Annotated in this window: 21 protein-coding genes; 3 read left to right on the forward strand and 18 right to left on the reverse strand. The window is 64.9% G+C overall.

Annotated features, from left to right (window positions below):
• Window positions 1-19: 19 nt before the first annotated feature.
• The 10 genes from AC1C2M_RS11645 to AC1C2M_RS11690 all read right to left on the reverse strand — a co-directional run bounded on the left by AC1C2M_RS11645 (window position 20) and on the right by AC1C2M_RS11690 (window position 12,542).
• On the reverse strand, window positions 20-967 hold the full coding sequence (locus tag AC1C2M_RS11645) for a DNA-3-methyladenine glycosylase family protein (RefSeq protein WP_495436584.1): 948 nt from the start codon (window positions 965-967) through the stop codon (window positions 20-22).
• A 120-nt stretch (window positions 968-1,087) separates the two neighbouring features.
• Window positions 1,088-1,999, reverse strand: a complete 912-nt coding sequence (locus tag AC1C2M_RS11650) for an ROK family protein (RefSeq protein WP_495436586.1) — start codon at window positions 1,997-1,999, stop codon at window positions 1,088-1,090.
• On the reverse strand, window positions 1,996-3,534 hold the full coding sequence (gene nagZ, locus AC1C2M_RS11655; protein ID WP_495436588.1) for a beta-N-acetylhexosaminidase: 1,539 nt from the start codon (window positions 3,532-3,534) through the stop codon (window positions 1,996-1,998). Before nagZ ends, AC1C2M_RS11650 begins: the two co-directional genes overlap by 4 nt.
• Window positions 3,534-4,478 (reverse strand): carbohydrate ABC transporter permease, encoded by a 945-nt coding sequence (locus tag AC1C2M_RS11660; protein ID WP_495436589.1) that lies wholly within the window; start codon window positions 4,476-4,478, stop codon window positions 3,534-3,536. The genes nagZ and AC1C2M_RS11660 overlap by 1 nt, the downstream gene beginning before the upstream one ends.
• Window positions 4,475-5,470, reverse strand: a complete 996-nt coding sequence (locus AC1C2M_RS11665; RefSeq protein ID WP_495436591.1) for a carbohydrate ABC transporter permease — start codon at window positions 5,468-5,470, stop codon at window positions 4,475-4,477. Before AC1C2M_RS11665 ends, AC1C2M_RS11660 begins: the two co-directional genes overlap by 4 nt.
• A 75-nt stretch (window positions 5,471-5,545) precedes the next feature.
• Window positions 5,546-6,808, reverse strand: coding sequence for an extracellular solute-binding protein (locus AC1C2M_RS11670; RefSeq protein WP_495436592.1), 1,263 nt, complete (start codon window positions 6,806-6,808; stop codon window positions 5,546-5,548).
• A 79-nt stretch (window positions 6,809-6,887) separates the two neighbouring features.
• On the reverse strand, window positions 6,888-7,931 hold the full coding sequence (locus AC1C2M_RS11675) for an ROK family transcriptional regulator (protein ID WP_495436594.1): 1,044 nt from the start codon (window positions 7,929-7,931) through the stop codon (window positions 6,888-6,890).
• Window positions 7,932-8,215: 284 nt separating this feature from the next.
• Window positions 8,216-9,853: a beta-N-acetylhexosaminidase gene (locus AC1C2M_RS11680; protein ID WP_495436596.1), complete on the reverse strand. Its 1,638-nt coding sequence runs from the start codon at window positions 9,851-9,853 to the stop codon at window positions 8,216-8,218.
• Window positions 9,850-11,373, reverse strand: coding sequence for an N-acyl-D-amino-acid deacylase family protein (locus AC1C2M_RS11685; RefSeq protein WP_495436597.1), 1,524 nt, complete (start codon window positions 11,371-11,373; stop codon window positions 9,850-9,852). The genes AC1C2M_RS11680 and AC1C2M_RS11685 overlap by 4 nt, the downstream gene beginning before the upstream one ends.
• A 128-nt stretch (window positions 11,374-11,501) precedes the next feature.
• Window positions 11,502-12,542 (reverse strand): type III PLP-dependent enzyme domain-containing protein, encoded by a 1,041-nt coding sequence (locus AC1C2M_RS11690; protein ID WP_495436599.1) that lies wholly within the window; start codon window positions 12,540-12,542, stop codon window positions 11,502-11,504.
• Between the two features lie 410 nt (window positions 12,543-12,952).
• Here AC1C2M_RS11690 and AC1C2M_RS11695 point away from each other — a divergent pair, with 410 nt between their 5' ends.
• The 3 genes from AC1C2M_RS11695 (at window position 12,953) to AC1C2M_RS11705 (ending at window position 15,673) form a co-directional block, all read left to right on the forward strand.
• Entirely contained in the window at window positions 12,953-13,732 is a 780-nt protein-coding gene (locus tag AC1C2M_RS11695; protein ID WP_495436601.1) for an IclR family transcriptional regulator, read from the forward strand.
• Window positions 13,725-14,126: a RidA family protein gene (locus AC1C2M_RS11700; RefSeq protein ID WP_495436603.1), complete on the forward strand. Its 402-nt coding sequence runs from the start codon at window positions 13,725-13,727 to the stop codon at window positions 14,124-14,126. The genes AC1C2M_RS11695 and AC1C2M_RS11700 overlap by 8 nt, the downstream gene beginning before the upstream one ends.
• Window positions 14,127-14,293: 167 nt before the next feature.
• Window positions 14,294-15,673 (forward strand): FAD-binding oxidoreductase, encoded by a 1,380-nt coding sequence (locus tag AC1C2M_RS11705; RefSeq protein ID WP_495436604.1) that lies wholly within the window; start codon window positions 14,294-14,296, stop codon window positions 15,671-15,673.
• A gap of 78 nt (window positions 15,674-15,751) precedes the next feature.
• Here AC1C2M_RS11705 and AC1C2M_RS11710 read toward each other — a convergent pair whose 3' ends face one another.
• The 8 genes from AC1C2M_RS11710 to AC1C2M_RS11745 all read right to left on the reverse strand — a co-directional run bounded on the left by AC1C2M_RS11710 (window position 15,752) and on the right by AC1C2M_RS11745 (window position 24,071).
• On the reverse strand, window positions 15,752-16,861 hold the full coding sequence (locus AC1C2M_RS11710; protein ID WP_483406659.1) for a bifunctional 2-methylcitrate synthase/citrate synthase: 1,110 nt from the start codon (window positions 16,859-16,861) through the stop codon (window positions 15,752-15,754).
• An 81-nt stretch (window positions 16,862-16,942) separates the two neighbouring features.
• On the reverse strand, window positions 16,943-17,842 hold the full coding sequence (gene prpB / locus AC1C2M_RS11715; protein ID WP_495436606.1) for a methylisocitrate lyase: 900 nt from the start codon (window positions 17,840-17,842) through the stop codon (window positions 16,943-16,945).
• Window positions 17,843-19,366, reverse strand: coding sequence for an MmgE/PrpD family protein (locus tag AC1C2M_RS11720; RefSeq protein ID WP_495436608.1), 1,524 nt, complete (start codon window positions 19,364-19,366; stop codon window positions 17,843-17,845). It lies immediately after the preceding gene.
• Complete coding sequence (locus AC1C2M_RS11725) at window positions 19,363-20,031, reverse strand: GntR family transcriptional regulator (RefSeq protein ID WP_495436609.1); 669 nt, start codon at window positions 20,029-20,031, stop codon at window positions 19,363-19,365. The genes AC1C2M_RS11720 and AC1C2M_RS11725 overlap by 4 nt, the downstream gene beginning before the upstream one ends.
• Before the next feature lie 104 nt (window positions 20,032-20,135).
• Window positions 20,136-21,170: an enoyl-CoA hydratase/isomerase family protein gene (locus AC1C2M_RS11730; protein ID WP_495436610.1), complete on the reverse strand. Its 1,035-nt coding sequence runs from the start codon at window positions 21,168-21,170 to the stop codon at window positions 20,136-20,138.
• A 158-nt stretch (window positions 21,171-21,328) separates the two neighbouring features.
• A complete protein-coding gene (locus tag AC1C2M_RS11735; protein ID WP_495436611.1) occupies window positions 21,329-22,156 on the reverse strand; it encodes an SDR family oxidoreductase in 828 nt (275 codons plus the stop codon).
• Between the two features lie 219 nt (window positions 22,157-22,375).
• Window positions 22,376-23,149, reverse strand: coding sequence for an enoyl-CoA hydratase/isomerase family protein (locus AC1C2M_RS11740; RefSeq protein ID WP_495436613.1), 774 nt, complete (start codon window positions 23,147-23,149; stop codon window positions 22,376-22,378).
• Between the two features lie 157 nt (window positions 23,150-23,306).
• Window positions 23,307-24,071 (reverse strand): SDR family NAD(P)-dependent oxidoreductase, encoded by a 765-nt coding sequence (locus AC1C2M_RS11745; protein WP_495436615.1) that lies wholly within the window; start codon window positions 24,069-24,071, stop codon window positions 23,307-23,309.
• Between the last annotated feature and the right edge of the window lie 92 nt (window positions 24,072-24,163).

The raw sequence follows: 24,163 nt of genomic DNA on the forward strand, positions 1-24,163 counted from the left end.
GAACCCGACCACGCCGCACTCAGTGCCGGCGGTGATCCTGGATCGTGATCCTCGGGCCGCGCCGTGGCTTCGCAATCCCGCTCGCGAGAATGAGCCTCACAACCCGCTGCCGCTGCCCCTCCCACGGCGCAAGCAGCTCGAGCATGCCGTCGTCGTCGACCGGCGCCCCGGTGAGCGCCATCCCGACCGTCGACGCGAGGTGGTAGTCGCCGACACTGACGGCATCCGGGTTTCCGTGCGCCCTCGCGGTGACCTCCGCGGCCGTCCAGACGCCAATTCCGGGCAGGCTGCGTAGTCGAGCGGATGCCGTCGCGGACTCCTGAAGGAGATCCTCCCCCGTCGAGAGGGTGCGTTCGAGAGCGTCGGCGACCCGGCTCGCGCGGACCGCGGTGTCTGACCGTTGCGGGCCGACGCCGGCCTCGTGCCACTCCCAACTGGGGATGAGGCGCCAGGTGTCAGGTGCTGGCGCGACGGTCATGCCCTCGGGCGCCGGACCGGGTGCTGGCTCACCGTGTCGTCGCACGAGCCGGCGCCACGCGCGCCACGCCTCGACAACGGTGACCTTCTGCTCGAGAACCGCAGGCACGAGCATCTCGAAAACGAGCCGGTTGCGACTGAGCCGCAGGCCGGGATTGCGGCGGCGGACCTCGGTCAGCAGTGGACTTCGGCCCAGGTCGAGGTCGTCCCAGTCGTCGCGGCTGCCGAGCAGCTCAGGAACACCATCCATCGCCCACTCGGCACCGTCTCCCCACGCAGAGACGTCGACCTCATCCGTCCGCTGGACCAGGTGAAGGGTTGCTGGACCGGTCGGGGTGCGGAGCGTCAGCCACGAGCCGTTCGCCGTTCGCCGGAAGCACGGGCCGTCGACGCCACGCGAGAGCGGGCCGAGTGTTGCGGAGATCGAGAGCGGATGCCGTGGGCGGTAACGCGAACGCAGCACGGTGTCGCTGGCCGCGAGGGTGTCCATGGGCACCACGATACGTGACGGCCACCGACACGCCAGCATCCCGAGCGGCCGTTCCCCGTTGCTCATCGCCACGGCTGGGGCAGGCGCGACAGGAGGTTGCAACGTATCCACAACGGCTGACTACAACGGCTTCTTTTCTGATTCCCCGATCAAGGCTGCACCAAAAGCGGCAGCTGGGGCCCAGAGGGGTTCCACCTCGATCCTCGAAGCCAATTGGAGAGATGCGATAAACGGAGACCCCGCCGCTTCCGAACGAAGCACATCCCGAACGGCGTCCAGCAAGGTTTCCCCAAGTCGTGCCACCCCGCCGCCGATCACGATCTTCTCAACATCAACCGTGAGGGCGAGGATGCGGACAGCAGCAGCAACCCCGCCTGCCAAGCCATCTCGGATGCTGATTGCCTTCGAATCACCCTTCGCCGCAGCGTCAAAAACGGCGCCAACCGGGTGCGGATCGCTGCCACCCCATAATGCCGAAATCGACGCTCCTCCGACGACAGTTTCGATGCACCCACGTTGGCCACAGGTGCAAACCGCTCCGTCGGGGTTGACGCTAATGTGACCGATCTCGCCCGCTGAACTTCGTACCCCGCCCCACAGTTTCCCGTCGAGGACGATCCCGGCGGCGACTCCGGTACCCAGATTGAGAAACGCCATCGACCCATCATGCCCAAGAAGTCGATGGACGCCGAGCGCGGCAGCCTTCACATCGTTCTCCACCCGGATATCGACGCCAAGTCGCGCCCGGAGCTCGCCGCCGAGATCGAGGTCAAGGACGCCGAGGTTCACCGCGTGCGTAACCCTGGCTGTCCCCGGCGGGACCAACCCAGGAATGCCAATGCCAATCGACGAGAAGTCCCGCACCGTCAGATTCATCTCTGATCCAAGCGCTCCGATAACACGAGCCGCCGTTGCGACCACGCCTGCTGGCCCCCACTCGGTGGCGACCTTGAGTTGAGCAACTACGCGGTCGGTGCCATCGAGAACGACCGCTTCCGTCTTCGTGCCCCCGATGTCGAGCCCGACTCTCATCGCTGGCCATCCCCAGCCAGGAAGGCAACCAGCGCCTGGCCCGCGAGCCGGGATGCGCCAAACGTCGCAATGTCGGCGTAACGACGATCTTCTGCGGGCCAGCCCATGTCGACAACGAGCACTCGCGAACTGGCGCCCCGAAGCGAATCAATGAAAAGCGGCACATTGTCCCATGCATGGTTGTTTTTGCCTATGACGATGATTGGACCATCTGATGCGACCTCAAGGACTGTGCGAGTTATGCGGTCCCTGTAGACCGTCCCGTCCGTCGCGGCGTCGAAGGGGACCACAGGGACATTTATCCAGCCCACGAACCCAGGGGCGATCGAATCTCCCGCGAACGGACCCCACGGGGCATGTCCGACCGCAATATTCGCCGGTGTGTCGACACGCACGATGCACCCGGGGTTGCGGTAGTTCCCCGCATCCGTCTGCGCCGACCCCCCGCCGTCAAACGCTTTCATCACATCAGCGGTATCGGGGACTTTGTGCGCGTGCAGTACTGAACCGTCCGACGCATGGTCAGCAGCCCTCTCCCGCAGATCGTTGGCGAGCACGATGACCCTGCGTGCTGCATCCTCGACTCGCGCACGACTGAGCGTTTTGTTGTCGAGCGCGTGTCTCAGGTGGTCAATGATCTCACCGAGCTGCTCATCCGAGTTGCGTGAACCGATGCAGAGCAGGTCCACACCGGCCTGAAGCGAGCGCGCGGCCGCCTCGGGTATACCGAGAACGCCGCTCGCCCCGTGCATATCGAGGGCGTCGCTCACGATCACCCCCTCGAAGCCCAGCGTCCCGCGCAGCAGTCCCCCAAGAATCGCGGGAGACATCGTCGCCGGGCGGTCGGGGTCGATCTGCGGGAGCATAATGTGGCTGGTCATCACGGTTTTGGCACCAGCACTGATTGCGGCCATGAACGGCACCAACTCGCGTTCCATTAGCTCAGCTCGCGACCGGTCGATGACCGGCAGAGCCAGGTGCGAATCCTGGTCGGTGTCACCATGACCGGGAAAGTGTTTGGCACAGGCCGACACGCCGGTCGATTGCAATCCGCGCGTCCACGCTGCCGAGTGAACAGAGACCAGGTCGGCGTCGGCGCCGAAACTCCGGACACCGATCACCGGGTTCAATGGATTTGAGTTAATGTCGACGTCCGGGGCGAGGGCGAGGTTAATGCCCACCGCCGCCAGCTCACGACCCACAGCCCGGCCGACTGCCGCCGTCGATTCTTCGTCATCGAGCCGGCCCAGGATCGCGTTGCCGGGAAACGGCGACCCCGACCGGTAATGCAGCCGGGTCACATCCCCACCCTCCTCGTCAATCGCGATGATGGCATTGGGGTTGGCCGCCAGGATCGCGCCCGTCAACCGCCAAAGCTGCTCCTCATCCTGGATGTTGTCGCCGAAAAGGCACACGCCGCCGAGGCCGGTGCGCAATCGTTTCTCCAGCCACTCGGGAAGACTCAGGCCAACAAATCCCGGCATGAGAGTTCCCGACAGCAGCCTGTCCGGGTCGCTGTGCGAGGAGACCGGCATCAACCCTTAACCGCCCCGCTGACCAACCCGCCGGTCATCCGCCCCTGAACGATGAGGAAGAAGATGACAACGGGAACGGCGAGGAGAGTGGATCCGGCCATGATCGCTGCCCAGTTCGTCGCCTGGGTGGCCTGCTGGAATGCACGCAACCAGATCGGCAAAGTGTACGATCCAGGGCCTTGCATGATGATGAGCGCCATCAGGAACTCATTCCACGCCTGGATGAACGCGAAGACTCCCGTCGAGACCAAGCCGGGCGCCAGGAGCGGGAAGGTGATCTTCCAGAACGCCTGGCCCCTGGTGCACCCATCGATCATCGCTGCTTCTTCGAGGTCGGCGGGAACGCCAGCAACGAAGCCGCGGAGAGTCCAGATGGTGAACGGCAGGACACCGGCCAGATACACGATCGTCAGTCCGAGCACGGTGTTCAGCAACCGCCAGTCGTCGATCATGCCGAAGATCGTGAACATCATCGCTTCGCCGGGGATCATCTGCACGATGAGGATGGCAATGACAAACTGGCGCCGACCTTTGAACCGGAAACGCGAGATCGCGAGTGCGCCGAGAAAGGCGAAGACGAGACAGATCACGAGTGTGAGAGAGGTCACCCCCAACGACGTCATGAACGCCGAAGGGAAGTTCGCACGGTCAGGTCTGGACGGTTCGAACAGAACAGTGACGTAGTTCTTGAGGGTGAAGTTCTCCGGGAACCATTGCGGTTCCGGCTTAAGCACATCCGCGTTGGGCTTGAACGAGGTGTTGAGCATCCAATAGACGGGGAACACCGAGCAAACGAAAACAATGATCGAAAGGACTGCGTACATCGCTTTGGTCCAGCTGTCCCTGACTCGGAACGCCTTACTCTTGCGACGTTTGGGATCGGGTTTTCCCAACGGAGCGACCGCGGTCGCGATCGGCTCTGCCGTCGACGTCACCAGACTCATACTTCTTCGTCCTTCACTGTCTTTTGTACGTAGTAGATGGAGATGGCGAGCATCATGATGACCATGATGAATGACACCGCCCCGGCACCGCCGAGGTTGCTGGAACCCAGGTGGTAGATGTAGGTGCCGAAGACATCCGTTTCACTCGAGATCCCTCCCATGCCCTGAAGCATGAAGACCTGCGTGAAGACCCTGAGGTCCCAGATCATCTGCAGGACGATCGTGACAAGCAGGAGGCTGCGGAGGTACGGAACGACGATGAAGAAGAACCGCTTCGGACCGTTCGCGCCGTCGAGCTGTGCCGCCTCGAGTACCTCGTCGGGGACCTGCGTCAACCCGGCGTACATCACGAACACGACGAACGGAACCGACTGCCAGGTGATGATTACTGTGAGCACGGCGAAAAACGACAGCGGATCAATCAACCAGGAGTGGCCAGTGAACTCCGACGATTGGGTCAGCCAGTTGAGTACCCAGTTCAGCAACCCGTACTTGGTGTCAACGATCCAGCCCCACACAACTACCGCGGACAGCGGCGGCATTGCCCACGCAAGCAGAAGGCCAACGGAAACCAACAGCCGGAGAAACTTATTCAGACGTGTCATCATGACCGCGATCAGGATGCCGAGGGTCATGGTGGCCACGACAAGAACTGCCATCAGCCCGAAGCTCCGCCCTGCCACCGCCCAGAAAGCGGGGTCAACCAGAGCCTTGGTGTAGTTCTCGAACAGCACCCATTCCGGCGGGGCGCCGAAGATCTGAGCCTTGCCATACTCCTGGAACGATGTGAGGAACATCCGGACCAGGGGATATCCCGTCATCACAAGGAGGATGACGGCGCTGGGAAGGAGAAGCGCCCAGGGAAAAAGTTTCGCGCGTCTGGCCGCCGGCGTTAGTGCGCGGCGAGGCGCCTTGCCGGGACCTGACGCGCCGTGACGCGACGAGCGCGCGGTCGCCTCTCCGCGATCAGGTTGTGTGGCGGTCTGACTCATTCCCGCTCCTTACGTTGTAGTAGCCGGTGCCGGCGGCAGCGATGTTCGCGGCCGCCGGCGGGGTGGGCGGCGTGTTTAGCCGTTGAGGATGTCCTCGATCTTGCTGTCAAGCTCCTTAGCGACGGTTGCCGGAGCATCGCCCTGTGCCAGCCGCACGAAAGAGTCCTGAAGCACACTGGAGGCCTCGACATCTGCCCACTTGGGCGCGGCCGGGGTCAGGCGGGCCGACTTCGCCGCTGCAGCTGCGGCTGCGGTGACCTCGTCGTCCGGCAGAGCGGACGATGCGGATTCAATAGCGGGGATGAGGCCCTTGGCGGCGAGCAGCTCCTGGTATTCGGTCGAGAGCATGATCTTCAGCGCACTGTATGCCAGGTCCTGGTTGGCCGACTTCGCCGCAATGGCGACGTTGGATCCTCCGGCGAATGCCGCAGCCGCGCCGCCATCCTTTCCGGGGAGTGCAAAAGCGGTGATGTCCTTGCCAAAGGTGTCGGGGCACCCGGGTGTGTCCGCATCGACAGCAGCCTTGATCGACCACTGGAACCAGCTCGGCGCGGAGAGATAACCGACCGCGCCCTCGCAGAACGGGACTTGTGCGTTCGCCTCGTCGCCGTCCTTGGGCGCTGCAGAGGCGTTCTGGAACACGTCCTGAAGCTGCGTCAGACCAGCAACGCCACCTTCACTGCTGAATCCAGCCTTCCAGGTGCCGTCATTCTGCTGCTCCGCAACGAAGCCTCCGTTCTCCCAGACGAAGGGAAGCGCGTTGTACCAGTCCTTACCCGGAGCGTAGATTCCGGACGGGACGCCACTCTTCTTCAGCTCCACGCCAGCCGCAACGTACTCGTCCAAAGTTGTGGGCACAGCGGTAGTCGCAACCTGAGGGGTGTGGAAGACGACGCGGGCGCCCGAGTAGTACGGGTAGGCGTAGATCTTCTTGTCGTAGGTACCCGCCTCGACGAAGCCCTGCAGGAGTTCGTCGCCGCCGAGTTCTTCGTACTCCTCGGTCAGGTCGGTGAATGCGCCAGCAGAGGTGAAGGCCGCCGCCTGGGTGTTGCCCACTTCGACGACATCGGGGGAGTCGGAGCTCGAGAGTGCGGTGGTCAGCTTGTCGACCAAGCCGTTCCACTGCTGTTCTTCAATGACCAGCTTCGAGCCCGGGTTCTCCTTCTCGAAGGTCTCCTTGAGGTAGGTGCGGGCCTCATCTGGTGTGTCGGAACCGACCAGCCAGACGCGAATTTCGGCTGAGCTGTCTCCTCCATTCGAGTTCCCGGCAGCGCCACCGCAGCCGGACAGAGCGAGGACAGCTGCAGCCCCCAGAGCCATGATTCCGATCTTTCTCATCGGTTGTTCCTTTCGTTGGATGTGTAGCGGATGTGTTGCGGATGTGTTGCGGATTGGTTCGCTGCATCAATGCAGGTAGTCATGAGACGCCCAACTGTCCTGAAAGAACCATCACCGCGGCGCCGCGGAGAACAATGTCCTTTCCCAGGGTCGACATCCGGAGGGAAATATTGCCGTGAATATCGGCCATCGTCCTGCTCCGTAGTGTTTCGATCGTCGCCTGACGCAAGACGTCGTCGAGAAGTGCCTCGTCGCCGCTCAGGATCACGTCGGTGACCCCCAACGCTCCGAGGACAGGGGCGAGGGCGATACCGAGCCTGGTGCCGCCGGCGCGAAGAACCGCGTCCCTATGGCGCTGCGCGGCATAGGCATCGGCATCGTGAGGCAGCGCATCAAGCGCCTCGGCCAGGCGCGGCGCGGCCAGCCACGACTCAAGGCATGCCGTTTTGCCGCATACGCATTGGGGTCCGCCGTCGGTCCCGACCGTGATGTGCCCGATTTCACCGGCGGTCGATCTAGCGCCGAAGACGACGGCCCCGTCGACAAGCATGCCCGCCCCAACACCGTGTCCGATCCGCACCAGCACGAAATCGTCGTCCGCTCCACCGAATCCGTGTTCGGCAAGCACTGCGGCATTCGCGTCATTCGACACGACGACGGGCAGCTCGGTCGCACTGGCCACCGTGGCGCCCATTGCCAGGTCACTCCAGCCGAGGTTCGGGGCGCTGACGACGACGCCGTCCTTCGAAACGATGCCAGGGGATCCGATACCGATTCCGAGAACATCGGTCGACGCGAGCGCGACCAGCCGCTGAGCCAGTGCGGTGACCTTCGACATCGCCTCGACACCGGTGCTTCCGTCCAGCGCGATCTCGATCCGATCATGGATGTCACCGTCGAGGTTCATGACGGCGCCACGGAAAGCCTCGTGGTCAGACAGATCAATGCCGACAATCGAATAAGCGTCGCGGTCGATGTCAATGATCATCGCGGGTTTCCCTGGCCGTGAGTCTTCGCGCTGGCCCTTTTCGACGACGAGCCGTTCGTGGATGAGTTCTGCCACAAGGTCCGACACCGTCACCCGGGTGAGCCCGGTGTCCCGAGCGATGTCTGCACGGCTCATCGCCCCAGAACGGTAAATGGTCTGAAGGACCAGCGAGCGATTGTGGCGCCGCGCGTGTTCAGGCAGAACTTTCTCGGTCGGTCGAAGCGTCCGACCGCGCGAGAAATCCGTGCGTAACGGCGTTCGCCCCGTCCCCGCGTGAGGGTTCTCCCCCTGCACCGATGCAGTCATGTTTGTTAGTAAAGCGTACAAACAAACAAATACTCAACACCCCGAACGAGGGAGTTCGCCGTTCTACTGAACCGTCGGCGATCTGTGCCACTCCGACCCGACGATTCCAGCGCTCAGCGTTCCGATCGCTCCCGTTTGAGACCCTCGAGCAGATCCGCCTGAACCGCGAGCCGCTGTGCCCGGGTAATGGGCTTTCCCGGAGCGTCCGGACGCCGCTGCCACGGTTTAGGCCCGTCCGCATGCCGGTACTCAACACCAAGCGCATCGAGGCGGTTGAGGTGATGATCAAGGCGTCTCAGGAACTCTGGCAGGTCGCGGCCGGCGGGCACCCACACGGCCTCCGCGAGGGCGCACAATCGCGGGAACATCATGTAGTCGACAGCCCGCGCTGAGTTCAGGTGTTCGGTCCACAGGTTGGCCTGACCGCCGAGGACATGACGCTGAAGATTGTCCTCCAGCCCCGCCGGAACCGGGTCGAACGCGTAAACGTCAGCTACCCCGAGCGGAAATCCCACGGGAATCGGCTCGTCAGCGAGGTCTGACTGACGGTAGTCGAGGTAGACCTGGTCGTCGGGACAAGCGACGACGTCATTGCCGGCACGTGCCGCTGCCAGCGCCCCGAAGGTACCCCGCCAGGACGCCACCGTGGCTCCTGACGCCAGTCCCCCCTCGAGGATCTCGTCCCAACCGAAGAGAGACCGACCGCGGGTGCTCAGGTGGTCGTCCAACCGGCGTATGAACCAACTCTGGAGCTGCTCAGCGGTCTCGACACCAAGCTCCCGCATCCGTTCCTGGGTGCGGTCGTCCTGCATCCACTGATCCTTCTTCGCTTCGTCGCCACCGACTCCGATGTATCTCGACGGGAACAGGTCGATAACCTCGTCGAAGACCGTGCAGAAGAAGTCGATAGTGGACTCTTCTGCGTTGAGGATCAACGGGTTGATGCCCCATCGGGTCCACACCTCATGGGGTTCGCCGGTCACACCAAGTTCCGGATAAGCGGAAATAGCCGCTTGAACGTGACCAGGGGTTTCGATCTCGGGAACGATGGTGATGAATCGCTCTGCGGCGTAACTCACCAGTTCACGGATGTCATCCTGGGTATAGAAGCCGCCGTGCGGCCGCCCGTCCGCCCCTGCCAGCGGCCCGTGCCCGTTCTGGCTTTCAGCACGCCATCCCCCCACCTCGGTGAGCCGCGGAAATGCTCGAATCTCGATCCTCCAACCCTGATCGTCGGTGAGATGAAGGTGGAGCGTGTTGAGCTTGTGAACGCTCATCAGGTCGATGACGCGCATCACTTCGTGTTTCGGTTGGAAATGCCGCGCGACGTCGAGCATGAGTCCACGCCAGCCGAAGCGTGGGCCGTCGACGATGGTCTGGGCGTCGGCCTCCCACACCACCCCCTCCACCCGCGCGCGCCGGTACACGGCGGTTGGCAGCACCTGGAGCAGCGACTGGCATCCGTAGAACACCCCGGCCGGGGTGCCGCCCGCGATGTCGATACCGGTCGGCCTTATGCTGACCCGGTATGCCTCTGGCGCGAGATCGTGATTGAGGGAAAGGACAATAGCCGGCGCCTCGCCTGCCTCGGTCACAAGGGGAAGCGGAAGCCCCGTGCTCGGGCGCAAGGACTCCTGTAACCGCGCGCCCACGTTGTGCAGGGGGGCCGGGGCGGCCACGACGGTCTGCGGACCGAGAATGAACGATCCGGATGCCGGCTGTAGTTCGAGTGGACGGGGAAGCACGATCACGAGATCTCCTTGCTTACGGAACTGCCACGATATGCCGAACCTCGGAGCACGCGCCCTGTCAGACCCTGCGTGCGAACACCGCGGTCGATCGCCAGCCTGCCGTTCACCATCACGTTGCTGATACCGGTCGCCGCGGATCGCGGCGAGTCGAACGTCGCTGTATCGAGAACGGTTTCGGGATCGAAAAGAACCAGGTCAGCAGCAAAACCCTCCCGGATGACACCACGGTTTACTAGTCCGAGGCGCGCCGCGGGTGCGCCGGTGAGATGGTGCACCGCTTCCTCGAGCGTTAGCACCCCAAGATCGCGCACGTATCTCGCGAGATACCGCGGAAATGTTCCCCACCCGCGAGGATGAGGGCGGTTGCCGACGAGGATGCCATCGCTGCCGCCGGTATGCACCCTGTGGCGCATCACCGCCTGGACGTTGCGTTCGTGACCGACGTGCATGATGACGCCTGTCGCGAGTCGGTCCCGCCGGAGAATGTCGAGCACGATGGCCACCTCATCGCGGGACTCGGAACGAGCGATTTCCGCGATGGTGCGACCGACATACACGGTGAGGTCGGGGTTCTCGACGCCGGATATCTCGATCGCATCCCATCGTGCGGGAACGCCGTGGAAGCCGTCTGCGCCGCGCACGTTCAGGTCGTATGCGATGCGGCTATGAAGTGAGGGGTCTGTGACCCTGTCCAGCAGAGCATCGGGCCCACCCGACGCGACCCAGCTCGGCAATAGCGCGCTGAGGGTCGTCGCTCCCGGCAGGTACGGATAGCTGTCGAGGGTCAGGTCGATTCCGTCTTTGAGCGCGTTATCGATCATCGCGATGAAATCGGGTGCGGCGGCCCGGTTGACGTCGAAGTTGAGCGTCGCGTGGGTCAGATGAAGCGCACACCCGCTTCGTCTCGCGATATCGATCACCTCCGCGTAACTGTCCAACGCCCCTGCGCCGTACGAGCGGGTGTGGGGGGCGAAATAGCCCCCGTAGCGGGCAATCACCGTGCAGAGCGCCTCGAGTTCCGCCGTTGACGCGTACATTCCCGGAGCATAGGTCAGGCCACTCGACATCCCGACAGCACCAGCCTCGAACGCCTCGGCGAGTATGTTCTGCATGACCGTGATTTCGTCGCCAGTGGCGGGACGATTCTCGAAACCGACCGCGAGCATCCGCAGATTCCCCTGCGGCACCAGGTAGGCCGCATTGACCGCGGTACCCCCGACTCCCGGCCCCCGGTCGAGCGTTGCGAGATATCCCTCGACGCTGCTCCAGACAAAGGCTGCGTCCGGAAGATCGCCGTTCCAACCCCGAATCTGGCGTCGGACAACCGACAACGAGCGGTCGTCAACCGGCGCGTAACCGATGCCATCCTGGCCGATTACTTCGGTTGTCACGCCCTGGCTGAGCTTGGCCTCGTGGGCTGGATCCCGCAGCAGTGCGAGGTCGGAGTGGGCATGCATGTCGATGAAGCCGGGGCAGAGCACGGATCCCTCCTCCTCGACAATCCGCACCGCGGATGGCACCTCCGCTGCACCTGGACCAACGACCGCGGAAATAACCCCATCAGCAACGAACACATCAGCTTGCCGCGGGGGGCCACCGGTGCCGTCGACCACCGTCACCCTTCGAAAAAGCACCTCATCCATAACGGTCAAAACCGAGTCTCGATGGCATCGATCACCATGGGTGATGGCGAGTGGGCATCGTCGACGACCGGGATCAGTCGCCACTTGTCCATGGCCGTGCACGGATGTGAGAGTCCCAGCCGGATCACGGTCCCGACAGGAAGCGTTTCCTCACGCGCGAATGGTTCCGCCAGGCGGAGAAAACCGTGCTGGTCGTTCAAGGCGGTGACAACGCTACCCACGACCACGGCTGAGTCGCCGCCGCGCACCGCCTGGGCGACCGGAAGCCCTTCATCAAAAGGCAGATCCCGCTTGCCCGCGTCAAACAGCACGAGCCCGGGCTCGGGGCGAGACACCACGCGAACCCACGCGTGCATCGCCGAGCGAAAGGGCTCCGTTCCGATCAGGGAACCCATCGGGCTGATCCCTCGATAGAAACCGTCGTCGTGGATCTGGAATGCCCCGGAGCGGATGACCACCGATGCCTCCCCGTTGAGCACGCGAAGCCTGGCCGCGACCCGGTCGAAGAAGGCACTGCCTCCGGCTGTGACTATCGGCATTGCGTCCCCGTCGAACCCGCCCGATGCCAGCCTGCGATAGAGCAGCACGAGATCATCGAGCCAGCCATCCACCCGTGCCAGCCCACTTGCGCTGCGATCGTGCGCGAGCGCCCCCTCGTACCCCGCGATCCCTACGAGCCTGAGCGCCGGAGATCGTTTGACGGCTTGAGCGACAGCGAGCGCGTCCTCGATCGAACGTGCACCCGTACGGCCGGCCTCGCCACCAAGCTCCACGAGGACGTCGAGCGGGCGCGCTGGATCACCAAGCTCGACGGTCAGAAGCTCGACGGCGGCGACACTATCGACCCAGCTGCAAAACTCGAACCCGGCATCATCAGCGAGCTCTGCGGCGAGCCAGCGCAGTGCGCTCGGATCGGTGATTGCGTTCGCCAGCATAATTCGGCTCACCCCTGACGAACGTGCGCACTGTACCTGCCACGGTGTCGCAAAGGTCAGCCCCCAGGTGACGTCGAACTCGAGCAATTCATCCCACAGGGCGGGGGCCATGGTGGTTTTTCCGTGTGGCGCTATCAGCAGAGACTCCGACGCCAACCAGGCAGCCATTACTCTCGCGTTGGAGTCGAGCGCGCTACGGTCCAGGGTGAGCACCGGCGTCTGGAACTGATTCAGGGGCAGAGGGAAAGCGTCGCCCAGGCTCCTGTGCCACAGGCCAGGGGGAAATGCCTTGTGCGTTGGGCCAATGAGAATGTCCTGCGTCACACGTTCACCGTTCGCGCCCCTCGATTGGCTTCTACCGACATTGCGCAGTCTGCAATCCCGGTTGCAGCAAATGTTCAGCCAACGTATCGTGGCCGATATGAAGGTGTCAACGTGAGCGCGGGGCACCTGGCACCCGCCGACCGGCACGGCTTGTGCACCGTCACTAAAGGCCAGTGCCAGGGCCCGCCGAGGTTGCGATGAGCCAGAGCCTTGCGCGGGGGCTGCGGCTTCTGCGCGCGCTCAGCGAGGGACCGAAACGACTCGATACCCTCGCCGACAGACTCGACGTCCACAAGTCCACGGTGTTGCGCCTGTTGCAGACGCTTGAGGCGGATGGATTTGTCACCCACGACGATCTTCACCGATACACCCTCGGCGGCCGCCTCTTCGAGTTGGCGAATACCGCCCTCACCCAGCGGGATGTTCGCACCGTCGTGCGCCCGCAACTGGAGGCGCTCAATCGCACGACGCTTGAAACCGTCCACCTGGCCAGTCTCGAGGGCGGAGAGGTCATCTATATTGACAAGCTTGATGCGGTCAGGGGAATGCGGATGTATTCGCGGGTCGGGCTGAGGGCGCCGCTGCACTGTACCGCGGTGGCGAAAGTGCTGGTATCGGCCCGCCCGGAGGTCGAGTGGCCGTCCATCGCTGGCGGAATCGAATTTGTTCCTATGACCGATAACACCATTGCTGATGCCCCCGCCTATTTGGCTGAGCTCGCCCGAGTTCGCGCTCTCGGGTACGCAACGGACTACGAGGAGCACGAAGCGTTCATCAATTGCATAGCGGCGCCGATTCGGGACGGCTCGGGGAACGTTGTCGCTGCGGCATCCCTCTCGGTCCCGACCATGTCACGGTCACGCGACGAAGTGTTCGCCCTCCTGCCGCTTCTTCTCAAATCAACACAAGTCGCATCCGCCGAACTCGGATGGGCACCAGAGAGCACCACCAATCACAGGGAAAATGACAATGACTGAGAAAACCCGCGTCCAAACCACTGGCGCCCCCGCGCCCGCACACACGTTCTCGCAGGGGGTGCGTAAGGGACCCATCGTTCAGGTGTCCGGGCAGGGGCCTGTCGACCCCGCGACCAACGAGTACCTCCACCCGGGCGACGTCGGGGCACAAACAATTCGAACCCTTGAGAACGTGAAAGCGATCGTGGAAGCATCCGGGGCAAGCTTCGACGATGTGATCATGCTGCGCGTCTATCTGACGGCGAGGGCGGACTTCGCCGCAATGAATGACGCGTACGGCGCTTTCGTGTCGGCGCACACTCCCAGCGGGGTACTGCCGAGCCGCACGACGGTCTTTACCGGGTTGCCACGCGAAGAGATGCTCGTCGAGATCGACGGGCTCGCCGTCGTGTAAAGCATCTTCTCACCCCAGACGTCCCGGCCAGCAGTACTCGCGCCACGACGACGATGGCTCCCTGAGTAAGGCCAGAGCGCCTTGTCGCACATCAGTTCGCAACGTTTCATCGTGCTGATCCTCTCGAGAAGCTGGCGGGCGCCGGGGAGCGAGCGTAGTGTCTCGGCATGAGTTTCTCGAGCGATGACGTCGCGAGCCTCCGCGCGGCCGTGACCGGTGACGTATTCGAGCGCGGCGATGCCGGGATGGCTGATCACGTCGCCACCCAGAACACCCTCATCCAGCACGAACCTGAGCTTGCCGTTGTGGTCGCAAACGAGGCCGACGTTTCTGCGGCAGTGCGCTTCGCCGCCGAGCACGACCTCCCCGTGAGCGTGCAGTCGACGGGCCACGGCGCCTGGGAGCCGATCACAACAGGGCTTCTCGTCGTCACGTCACGTCTCGACGACGTGTCAGTCGACTCCGATGAGCACGTCGCGACGATCGGTGCCGGCGCGAGATGGAGCGCCGTCATCGATGCTGCCGCTCCGTACGGGCTCACGCCGATCACGGGGTCCTCACCACACGTCGGCGCCGTCGGCTACACGCTCGGCGGCGGGCTCGGCCCTCTCGCCCGGAGCCACGGCTTCAGCACCGACTGGGTGCGCGGATTCCGGGTTGTGACCGCAGACGGCACGGCCGTGATCGCGACGACCGCCGAGAATCCCGAACTGTTCTGGGCGTTGCGCGGCGGCAAGGGCGGCCTCGGCATCGTCACCGAAATGCGACTCGAACTCGTGCCACTCACGACCCTCTACGCGGGCAGCCTCTTCTTCGACACCCCCGACATCGAGACAGCACTCCGCGCCTGGGTGGACTGGACCCAGACCGCCCCGGATGACGTCACTACGTCGGTCGCCCTGCTCTCCATGCCGCCGATCGAGGAGATTCCCGAACCGTTCCGGGGCAGGTTCCTGCTGAGCATCCGCTTCGCCTATCCGGGAGACCCCGATGAGGGCGAGCGACTCCTGCAGCCGCTGCGCCAGGCGGCACCGGTCTACGTCGATGGGGTCACGGAGATCCCGACGACGGCGATGGGTTCGATCCACGCCGACCCCGACGAGCCCAGCCCGCTCTGGGACTTCGGCCTGCTGCTGAAGCCGATCGACCAGGACTTCGTCACTGAACTCCTGGAGAGCTTCGGTCCGGATGCCGATTCCCCGTTCGTCGCGGTGGAGATCCGCCACCTCGGCGGCGCGACCGGGCGGGACGTCGAGGGCGGCTCAGCGGTCGGCGGCCGCAACAGTGCGTACACCTTCACCCTGATCGGTGTCGTCCCACCACTCTTCGAACGGATGCCCGTGGTTGCGAACGCATTCCTCGAGCGAGCGGAGCGCTGGATCTCGCCCGAGACGAACATCAACTTCTCGGCACGGGTCGATACCCCGGAGCACTTCGCCCAGGCGTGGCCGCGCGAGACGTTCGAGCGGCTCGCCCGCGCGAGGGAAACCTACGACCCGGACGGCGTATTCGCCTTCGGGCCGGTGGAGTCGGTGCCGAAGGCCTGACCGCGCACCTCGAGTTGCTGGTTTTGCACGGCTTAGAGCGCACTCAACCCGTGCAATTCCAGCAACTCGCGTGGACGCCTACAGGTGGCGCTCGTCGGGGCCGTTGTACTCCGACAGCGGCCGGATCAACGCGTTCGACGCCGCCTGCTCCATGATGTGCGCCGTCCAGCCGACAACCCTCGCCGCCACAAACAGCGGAGTGAAGGTCAGGGTGTCGAAGCCCATCAGGTGGTAGGCGGGCCCGGACGGATAGTCGAGGTTCGGCTTGATGTTCTTGCGGCTCGTCATCGCGTCGTTGAGCGCGTCGTACAACTCGACCATGTCGTGGCGGTCGTAGTACTCGGCGAGCGTGTCGAGCGCCGCCTTCATCGTCGGCACCCGTGAGTCACCGTTCTTGTACACGCGGTGGCCAAAGCCCATGATCTTGCGCTTGGAGGCGAGCGCCTCCTCGAGCCACGCCTCGGCCTGATCTGCAGTGCCGATCTCGTCGAAGGTGTGCATCACCGCTTCGTTTGCGCCGCCGTGCAGCGCACCCTTGAGTGCGCCGATGCCGCCGACCACAGCGGAGTACAGGTCACCCAGGGTCGAGGTGATCACGCGTGCGGTGAACGTCGAGGCGTTGAACGAGTGCTCGGCGTAGAGGATCATCGACACGTTGAACGCGTCGACAACGGCATCCGCCGGCACCTCACCGAACGTCATGTAGAGGAAGTTCGCCGAGTAGCCGAGGTCGTCGCGCGGCGGGATGAGGTCTTCACCGCGGCGGCGACGCTGGTCGTAGGCCACGATCGCCGGGACCTGCGCGTACAGCCGGGCCGCCTTGTTGAGGCTGGATTCCTCGGTGGCGACGTCGGCATCCGGGTCGGTGGCACCGATGGCCGAAACCGCGGTCCGCAGTACGTCCATCGGGTGCGCTGTCATCGGCAGCAGGTCGACGACGGCCTTCACACTGTCGTCGAGAGCACGCTGCCCACGCTCGACATCCTCGAATTTCTTGAGTTCGGCATCCGTCGGCAGCTCACCGTGCCAGAGCAAGTAGGCAACCTGCTCGAAGCTGCAGTTCGCGGCGAGTTCCTGCACCGGGTAGCCGCGGTACAGCAGCGAGTTGGTCTCGGGGTTGACCTTGGACACAGCCGTGTAGTCGACAACGACTCCGGCGAGGCCCTTCTTGATGTCGGTGTCTGTCATGCCGTGCTCCTTTGCGTGGGGTGGTGCGAAAGTCTGGGCGGACCAGCGGTCGGGGATGCCGCACCGCTGGTCCGAGGAACCCTACCGTTCAACGGTGAAGTTGAACACCGAGGTGTCGAACTGGTTATAGCCCTCGTAGTCGACGAGTTCGTAGAGATCGGCGCGGTGCTGCATCTCGCCGAGCTTCGAGCTGAGGCTGCCCTCGTCGTTGAGCGTGTCGAGCGCGCGGCCCGCTGCACCCATCGCGGTGCGGAGGAGCGACACGGGCCAGATCACGATGTTGATTCCAACATCGGCGAGCTGCGCGCTCGTGAAGAGCTCGCTCTTGCCGAACTCGGTCATGTTGGCGAGGATCGGCACATCGACGGCCTTGCGGACCGCCTCGAACTCACTGAGGTCACGCATGGCCTCGGGGAAGATGGCGTCCGCGCCGGCGTCGACGAGTTTCTTTGCCCGGTCGATCGCGGCATCCAGTCCATCAACGGCACGGATGTCGGTGCGCGCCATGATGAGGAAGTTGTCGTCGCGACGCGCATCGGCTGCCGACCTGATGCGCTTGAGCGCTGTCGACTCATCGACGACCTGCTTGCCGTCGAGGTGACCGCAGCGCTTCGGGTTGACCTGGTCCTCGATGTGCATGCCGGCCAGGCCGGCATCCTCGAGTTCCTGGATGGTGCGGGCGACGTTCATCGGCTCGCCGAAGCCGGTGTCGGCGTCGACGAGTGCGGGCAGTTCGGTCATCCGGGCGATCTGCTTCGCACGGCCGGCCACCTCGGTGAGGGTGGTCAGGCCGATGTCGGGCAGGCCGAGGTCAGCGCTCAGGACAGCGCCGGAGATGTAGACGCCGTCGAAGCCCTTCTGCTCGATCAGCCGCGCGGAGAGCGGGTTGAACGCCCCGGGGAAACGGAGCAGTTCACCGGTGGCGAGGCGGTCACGGAAGATCCGGCGCTTTTCCTCCGGTGTGGTCTTGGCGTACAGCATTTAGAACAGTCCCTTCGGTGATTCAACTCCGGCGAGAACACCGGATGCCGCCTGGATGGTCAGCCCGCCGAGCTCGTCAGCGGTGAGTTCAGGCAGGCGCTGAACTGTGGTGAGGAAGCGCTCGATCTCTTCGGGCTCGAGCACAGGCTCCGCCAGCATGCGGAACTTGGCGATGTAGTCCTCGCGCACGAACGGCCGGGCGCCGAGCGGGTGCGCATCGGCGACGGCGATCTCGTCGACGATCGTGGTTCCATCGGTGAGGGTGATCTCGACGCGCCCGCCGAAGGCCTTCTCAGCGGGGTCGATGGAGTGGTAGCGGCGCGTCCACTCGGCGTCTTCCTCCGTGCTCACCCGGTTCCACAGCTCGACGGTGTCTTCTCGAGCTGCCCGCTCGGGCGAGTAGGAGTCGACGTGGTGCCAGCGGCCGTCCTGAAGCGCGACGGTGAAGATGTACGGGATGGAGTGGTCGAGGGTTTCGCGCGACGCTGTCGGGTCGTACTTCTGCGGGTCGTTCGCGCCCGAGCCGATGACGTAGTGCGTGTGGTGCGAGGTATGGAGGACGACGCGGTCGATGGCGCCGGGAACGAGCAGTTCTGGGTGCTCGTTGTGCAGTTTCCGCGCGAGGTCGATCCAGGCCTGCGCCTGGTACTCGGCGGAGTGCTCCTTCGTGTAGCTGTCGAGGATGGCGCGCTTGGCCTCGCCGGCCTCGGGGAGTGGCACGTCGTATGACGCGTTCGGTCCGTCGAGCATCCACGCGACGACACCGTCTTCGCCCTCGTAGATGGGTTCGGGCGAGGTCTGGCCGCGCATCGCACGGTCAACGGCTTCGACGGCCATTTTGCCCGCGAACGCCGGAGCGTGCGCTTTCCAGGTGGAGATCTGGCCCTTGCGGGACTGGCGGGTTGCCGTCGTGGTGTGCAGCGCCTGGCCGATGGCCTGGAAGATGGTTTCGACGTCGAGTCCGAGCATCGTGCCGATGCCGGCGGCTGCCGATGGGCCGAGGTGAGCGACGTGGTCGATCTTGTGGGCGTGCAGGCTGATCGCCTTGACGAGATCGATCTGGATCTCGTAGCCGGTCGCGATTCCTCGGACGAGGTCGTGGCCGGTCGCGCCGACGTGCTGGGCGACGGCGACGAGCGGTGGGATGTTGTCACCGGGGTGCGAGTACTCGGCAGCGAGGAACGTGTCGTGGTAGTCGAGTTCGCGCACGGCGACGCCGTTTGCCCACGCCGCCCATTCCGGGCTGACGCGACGCGCGGCATCCGGACCGAACACCGTCGACCCGTTTCCTCCCGTGGTGACGGGGTGCGCGAGCGCCTGCGACCTGGCGGCGACGACGGGGCCGCGGGTGAGCGACGCCGCGGCGACAGCGGCGTTGTCGATCATCCGGTTGATGATCATGTCGGTGACCTCTTCGGTGACGTCGACCGGGTCGGCGGCAACCTCGGCGAGAGCCCAGGCGAGCTGGCCCTCGCGGGAGAGGTTCTCTTCGCTCGTGTGGACGCGCAGGTGGTGGGTCTTCATAGTGTTCCTTTCATCGAAGACTCGGGGGCGCCGGCATTCAGCGCGGCGGTGTCAAGCAGGTTGGTGAGGCTCTTGCGCAGGTGCACGGCTGTGGCCTGCGCGGCAAGGATTTCGTCGCGGTCGAGGATGGCCTGCACGATGAGCAGGTGTTCGCCGATGCTCTCGGTGAGCCTGTCGGGGTTGTCCTGCGCGAGCCGGCGGGCGCGGGCGAGGTGACCGCGAAGGCCCCTGAGCGATGAGAGGAGAAACCGGTTCGCCATGGCGTCGTCGATGGCGGCGTCGAGCCGCGCCACGACGGCGTAGTAGCCCGCCGTGTCCTCGGCGACTGTGGCGCGCGCTTTCTCGAAATCGACGCGAAGTGCTTCAAAGACCGTCGCGCTGCGGCGGCGGGCAGCGAGTCGGGCTGCCTGGGTTTCGAGCGCCTCACGAAGCTCGAAGAGTTCGGCGAGGTTGGCTGCTGAGACATCGGTGACGACGCCGGCGCGGCCACGCTGGGTGTCGACGAGCCCCTCGGCGGCGAGCCGGGTGATCGCCTCGCGCAGCGGAGTCCTGGAGATGCCCAATCGCTCGGATTGCTCGGTCTCACCGAGGACAGTGCCAGGGCGGAGCTTCCACGACAGGATGTCCTCCTTGAGGACGTCGTAGGCCTTATCGCTCGCTCGCACAGGCCCAGTATACGCGGATGCCGCGCTGCGGGTATACAGAAGGCGGAGATTTCGCGCGGTTGGCGGTTGTTTTACGCCCTTCGGTATACCGATGAGGAAATGGCTCAATGCCGAGGGGGACGGTGCCCGAGCGCCGTAGCCGCAAGGGATGGCGGAACAGCGGCCAGCCTGGATGGCAGCCACTTCGGTGAGCGATCCTTGTCGACCACCTGTGCCCGGATGCCCTCCGCGAGGTCCGGCTGCTCAGCGAGCCACGCCGAGGTGCGGTATTCCTGCGCGAGAGCCTCCCGAAGGGAGCCGAGTTCACGAGCCCGGCGGAGAGCGGCGAGCGCGACGGTGAGTGCCATCGGCGACAGCGCGTCCAGTTCACCGGCCGCGTCAGCGGCTTCCGGCCCGGGTTCGGCGCGCAACCGGTCGAGGATCTCGGCAACCGAGTCCGCCGAATAACACCGGTCGATCCACTCGCGCTCGGCCTCAAGCGTCGACGTCGGCGGTTCCTCCGAGAAGCGGAGAGCCACGTCGGAGGGCGAGCCGGAGCCCGCCTGGCCACCGAGGGCCTCTATGAGCCGGGGCAGCCGGTCGGATGGCACGTAATAGTCCGCGAACCCGCAAGCGACAGCATCCGCACCGCTCATCGTCTGGCCGTTGAGGCCGAGGTAGGTGCCGAGTTCACCCGGGGCGTGCACGAGCAGCCAGGTGCCGCCGACGTCCGGGCTGAAGCCGATGCGCGTTTCGGGCATGGCCACGCGGCTGGTTTCGGTGACAATCCGGATGCTGCCGTGCGCGGAGACGCCGACGCCCCCGCCCATGGTGATGCCGGTCATGAGGGCGATGTATGGCTTGGGATACTCGTCGATCGTGGCGCAGAGCTCGTACTCGTCGCGCCAGAACCGGCGGGAGAGGTCGTTGCGGCCGTCGAGGGCGTGCTGGCGAAGGCCGCGGATGTCGCCGCCGGCGCAGAGGCCGCGGTCGCCAGCGCCATCGATGAGCACCATCGCGACCTCGGGATCGGACCGCCAGCGTTCGAGCGCGTCGGCGATACCGCGAATCATCTCGTGGGTCAGGGCGTTGAGCACCTGAGGCCGGTTGAGGGTGATGCGGCCGATGCCGTTGGTCACGCGCGTGTCGAGGTCGTCCACTGCTGGCTCCTTCCGTCGATCAAGGGTATGGCGCTCGGGCCCGAGTGCACCCGGTGCGGGGTCGGTGGTGCCCGAACGCATCAGTTCCGGTCGAGTACATCGGTTGCGCGCGATGTTCTCGACCGGAAGTGATGTTCTCGCCCGGGTTCAGCCGCGCCCTACAGGAAGATGTCGGGGAACAGGTCTTTCTCGTCGACACCCGGTGAGTACTGCGAGAAGTCGGTGACCCCAGCGGCGATCAGCACGTCCTCCACGATCAGGGACTGGCCGGTGTACTCGCGCGACGGCTTCGTCAGCACCTCGTACGCGGCATCCGCGTAGATCTCCGGGGTGCGGCTCTTCGCTAGGAGCGCCTCACCACCGAGGATGTTGCCGACCGCGGCCGTCTTGATCGTCGTGCGCGGCCAGAGCGTGTTGGCGGCGATGCCGTCGCGGGCGAATTCGGCTGCGAAACCGAGGGTCGCCATCGACATGCCGTACTTCGCGAGGGTGTATCCGGTGTGCGCGCCGAGCCACTTCGGGTCGAGGTTGATCGGCGGGCTGAGCGACAGGATGTGGGCGTTCGGCGCCTCTTTGAGGTGCGGGATCGCCGCGCGGGAGAGCATGAAGGTGCCGCGCATGTTGACGTCCTGCATGAGGTCGAAGCGCTTGGGCTCGAGCTCGAGCGTGCGGGCCAGGCTGATCACGCTCGCGTTGTTGACGACGATGTCGATGCCACCGAAGGTATCGACCGTTTGCGCGACAGCATCGGCGATCGAGGCATCGTCGCGCACGTCGCCGACGACGGCGAGCGCCTGCCCACCGGCCTCGCGGATGGCATCCGCCGCAGTGTGGATGGTGCCCTCGAGGCGCGGGTCTGGAGTGTCGGTCTTGGCGAGCAGCGTGATGTTGGCGCCGTCGCGAGCAGCACGGAGGGCAATGGCGAGGCCAATGCCGCGGCTTCCGCCCGACATGAGGAGGGTCTTTCCGGCGAGTGGTGCGGTCATGGGGTCACTTTCGTTCTGAGGGGAGACGTGGTGGATGCCGTTTGGCCGTTTGGCTGGGTGGCGGGGTCGGGCGGCCTGTCGCGCCGAGTGCATCAGTTCCGGTCGAGAGCATCAGTTCCAGTCGAGAGCATCAGTTGCGCGGGATGCTCTCGACCGGAAGTGATGCCTTCGCCGGGCGTGACACGAGCAGGCGGGCCGACGTGAGCGGGCGAGCGGATGCTATCGGCGGGCCGAGCGGGCAGCGAACGCCGCGATCCGCGCACGGGCCTCGTCGGTGGCTGCCGCAGCGTTGATGGTGCGCGACTCGTCGTCGAGGTTCGACTGGAAGTCGCGGAAGGCACCGTCGCGGAGAAGGCGCTTTGCCTGCCCGAACGCCGCGGTAGCGCCCGAAAGCCAGACGTTTGCGACTTCGCGCGCACGGGCATCCGTCTCGCCGTCGGCAACCACTTCGGCGACGAGTCCCCAGTCGAGGGCTTCGGCCGCGGTCAGCAGTTTGCTGCTGAGGGCGAGCTGTAGCGCCCGCCGCACGCCGATTGCCTCTGGCAGGAGGGTGGAGACGCCGCAGTCTGGGGTGAGGCCGATATCGGCGTATTTCGAGACGAACTTCGAGGACTCCGCGGCGACAATGTAGTCGGCGACGAGCATGAAACCGAGGCCCCCACCGGCGACGGCGCCGTGAACTGCCGCGACCATCGGCTTCGGGGTGGCGGTGAAGATCCGGTGCCCCTCGTGGATGATGTCGGCGATACCGCCGATGGTTGAGCCGGTGTCGCCACCGAGAGCGCTCATCTCCGCAACGTCGCCGCCGGCGCAGAACGCGGGTCCTGCGGCGTCGAGGAGCACGGCGCCGATGTCGTCGCGGTCAGCGACCTGCTGGGCGATGTCGCGCCAGGCGCGCGCAGCGTCCTCGTTGACGGCGTTGAGCCGGGCCGGACGGTTGAGCGTGACGTGGGCGAGCCCGTCGTCGACGGTGAGAAGGATGCTGTCTGTCATGCGATCACTTTCGTTGTGAGGTCTGTCGGTGTCTGGGGCGAGGTGTGCCTGGGAGAGGTGTGTCTGGGCGAGATCATCCGTTGCGGTCCAGAACATCAGTTGCGCGGGATGTTCTCGACCGGAAGTAGTGTTCTCGGCGGGGTCCGGCGGGGTGCGCCTACTTCGGCGCCATCCGGATCGCTCCGTCGAGCCGGATGGTCTCGCCGTTGAGGTAGTCGTTTTCGGCGAGGTGCTGAACGAGCGCGGCGTACTCGTCGGGGCGGCCGAGGCGCGACGGGAACGGGACCTGGGTGCCGAGCGAGTCCTGGGCTTCCTGCGGCAGGCCCATCAGCATCGGCGTCTCCATGATTCCTGGCGCGATCGTGTTCACACGGATGCCGTACCTCGCCAGTTCCCTGGCAAGCGGCAGCGTCATCGCGTGCACAGCCCCCTTCGACGCGGCGTAGGCCGGCTGGCCGATCTGCCCGTCGAAGGCAGCGACGGATGCCGTGTTCACGATGAGTCCGCGGCCTCCGCTCTCGTCCGGTGCGTTCTGAGACATCGCAGCAGCGGCGAGCCGAACGACGTTGAACGTACCGACGAGGTTGATCTGGATCACCGTGTTGAAGGTCGCGAGGGGGAGAGTCCCGTCGCGACCGAGCACCTTGCCGGGGGTAGCGACCCCCGCGCAGTTCACGACGATGCCGAGCGGGGCGAGGGCGGTGGCTGCATCAACGGCCGCCTGCACCTGGTCTTCGTTCGTCACGTCGGCGGCGACGAACCGGGCATTCTCGCCCAGCCGCGACGCGGCATCCGCACCGTTCGAACCGGGCAAATCCACGATGACGACGGCAACGCCGAGCGCCGCGAGCCTGTTCGCTGTCGCGTTGCCGAGACCTGATGCACCACCGGTGATGAGTGCGGAAATTCCGTCGAGCTTCATTGCTTGATCCTCCAGAGAACGAGTGCCTGCAGCCTAGGGGTGCGAGCGACGCCGGGGTGGCGGGCTTGTCGCGGCGGGTGGTTCTCGTCGTG

It is taken from the genome of Mycetocola sp. Y444 (assembly GCF_059445295.1).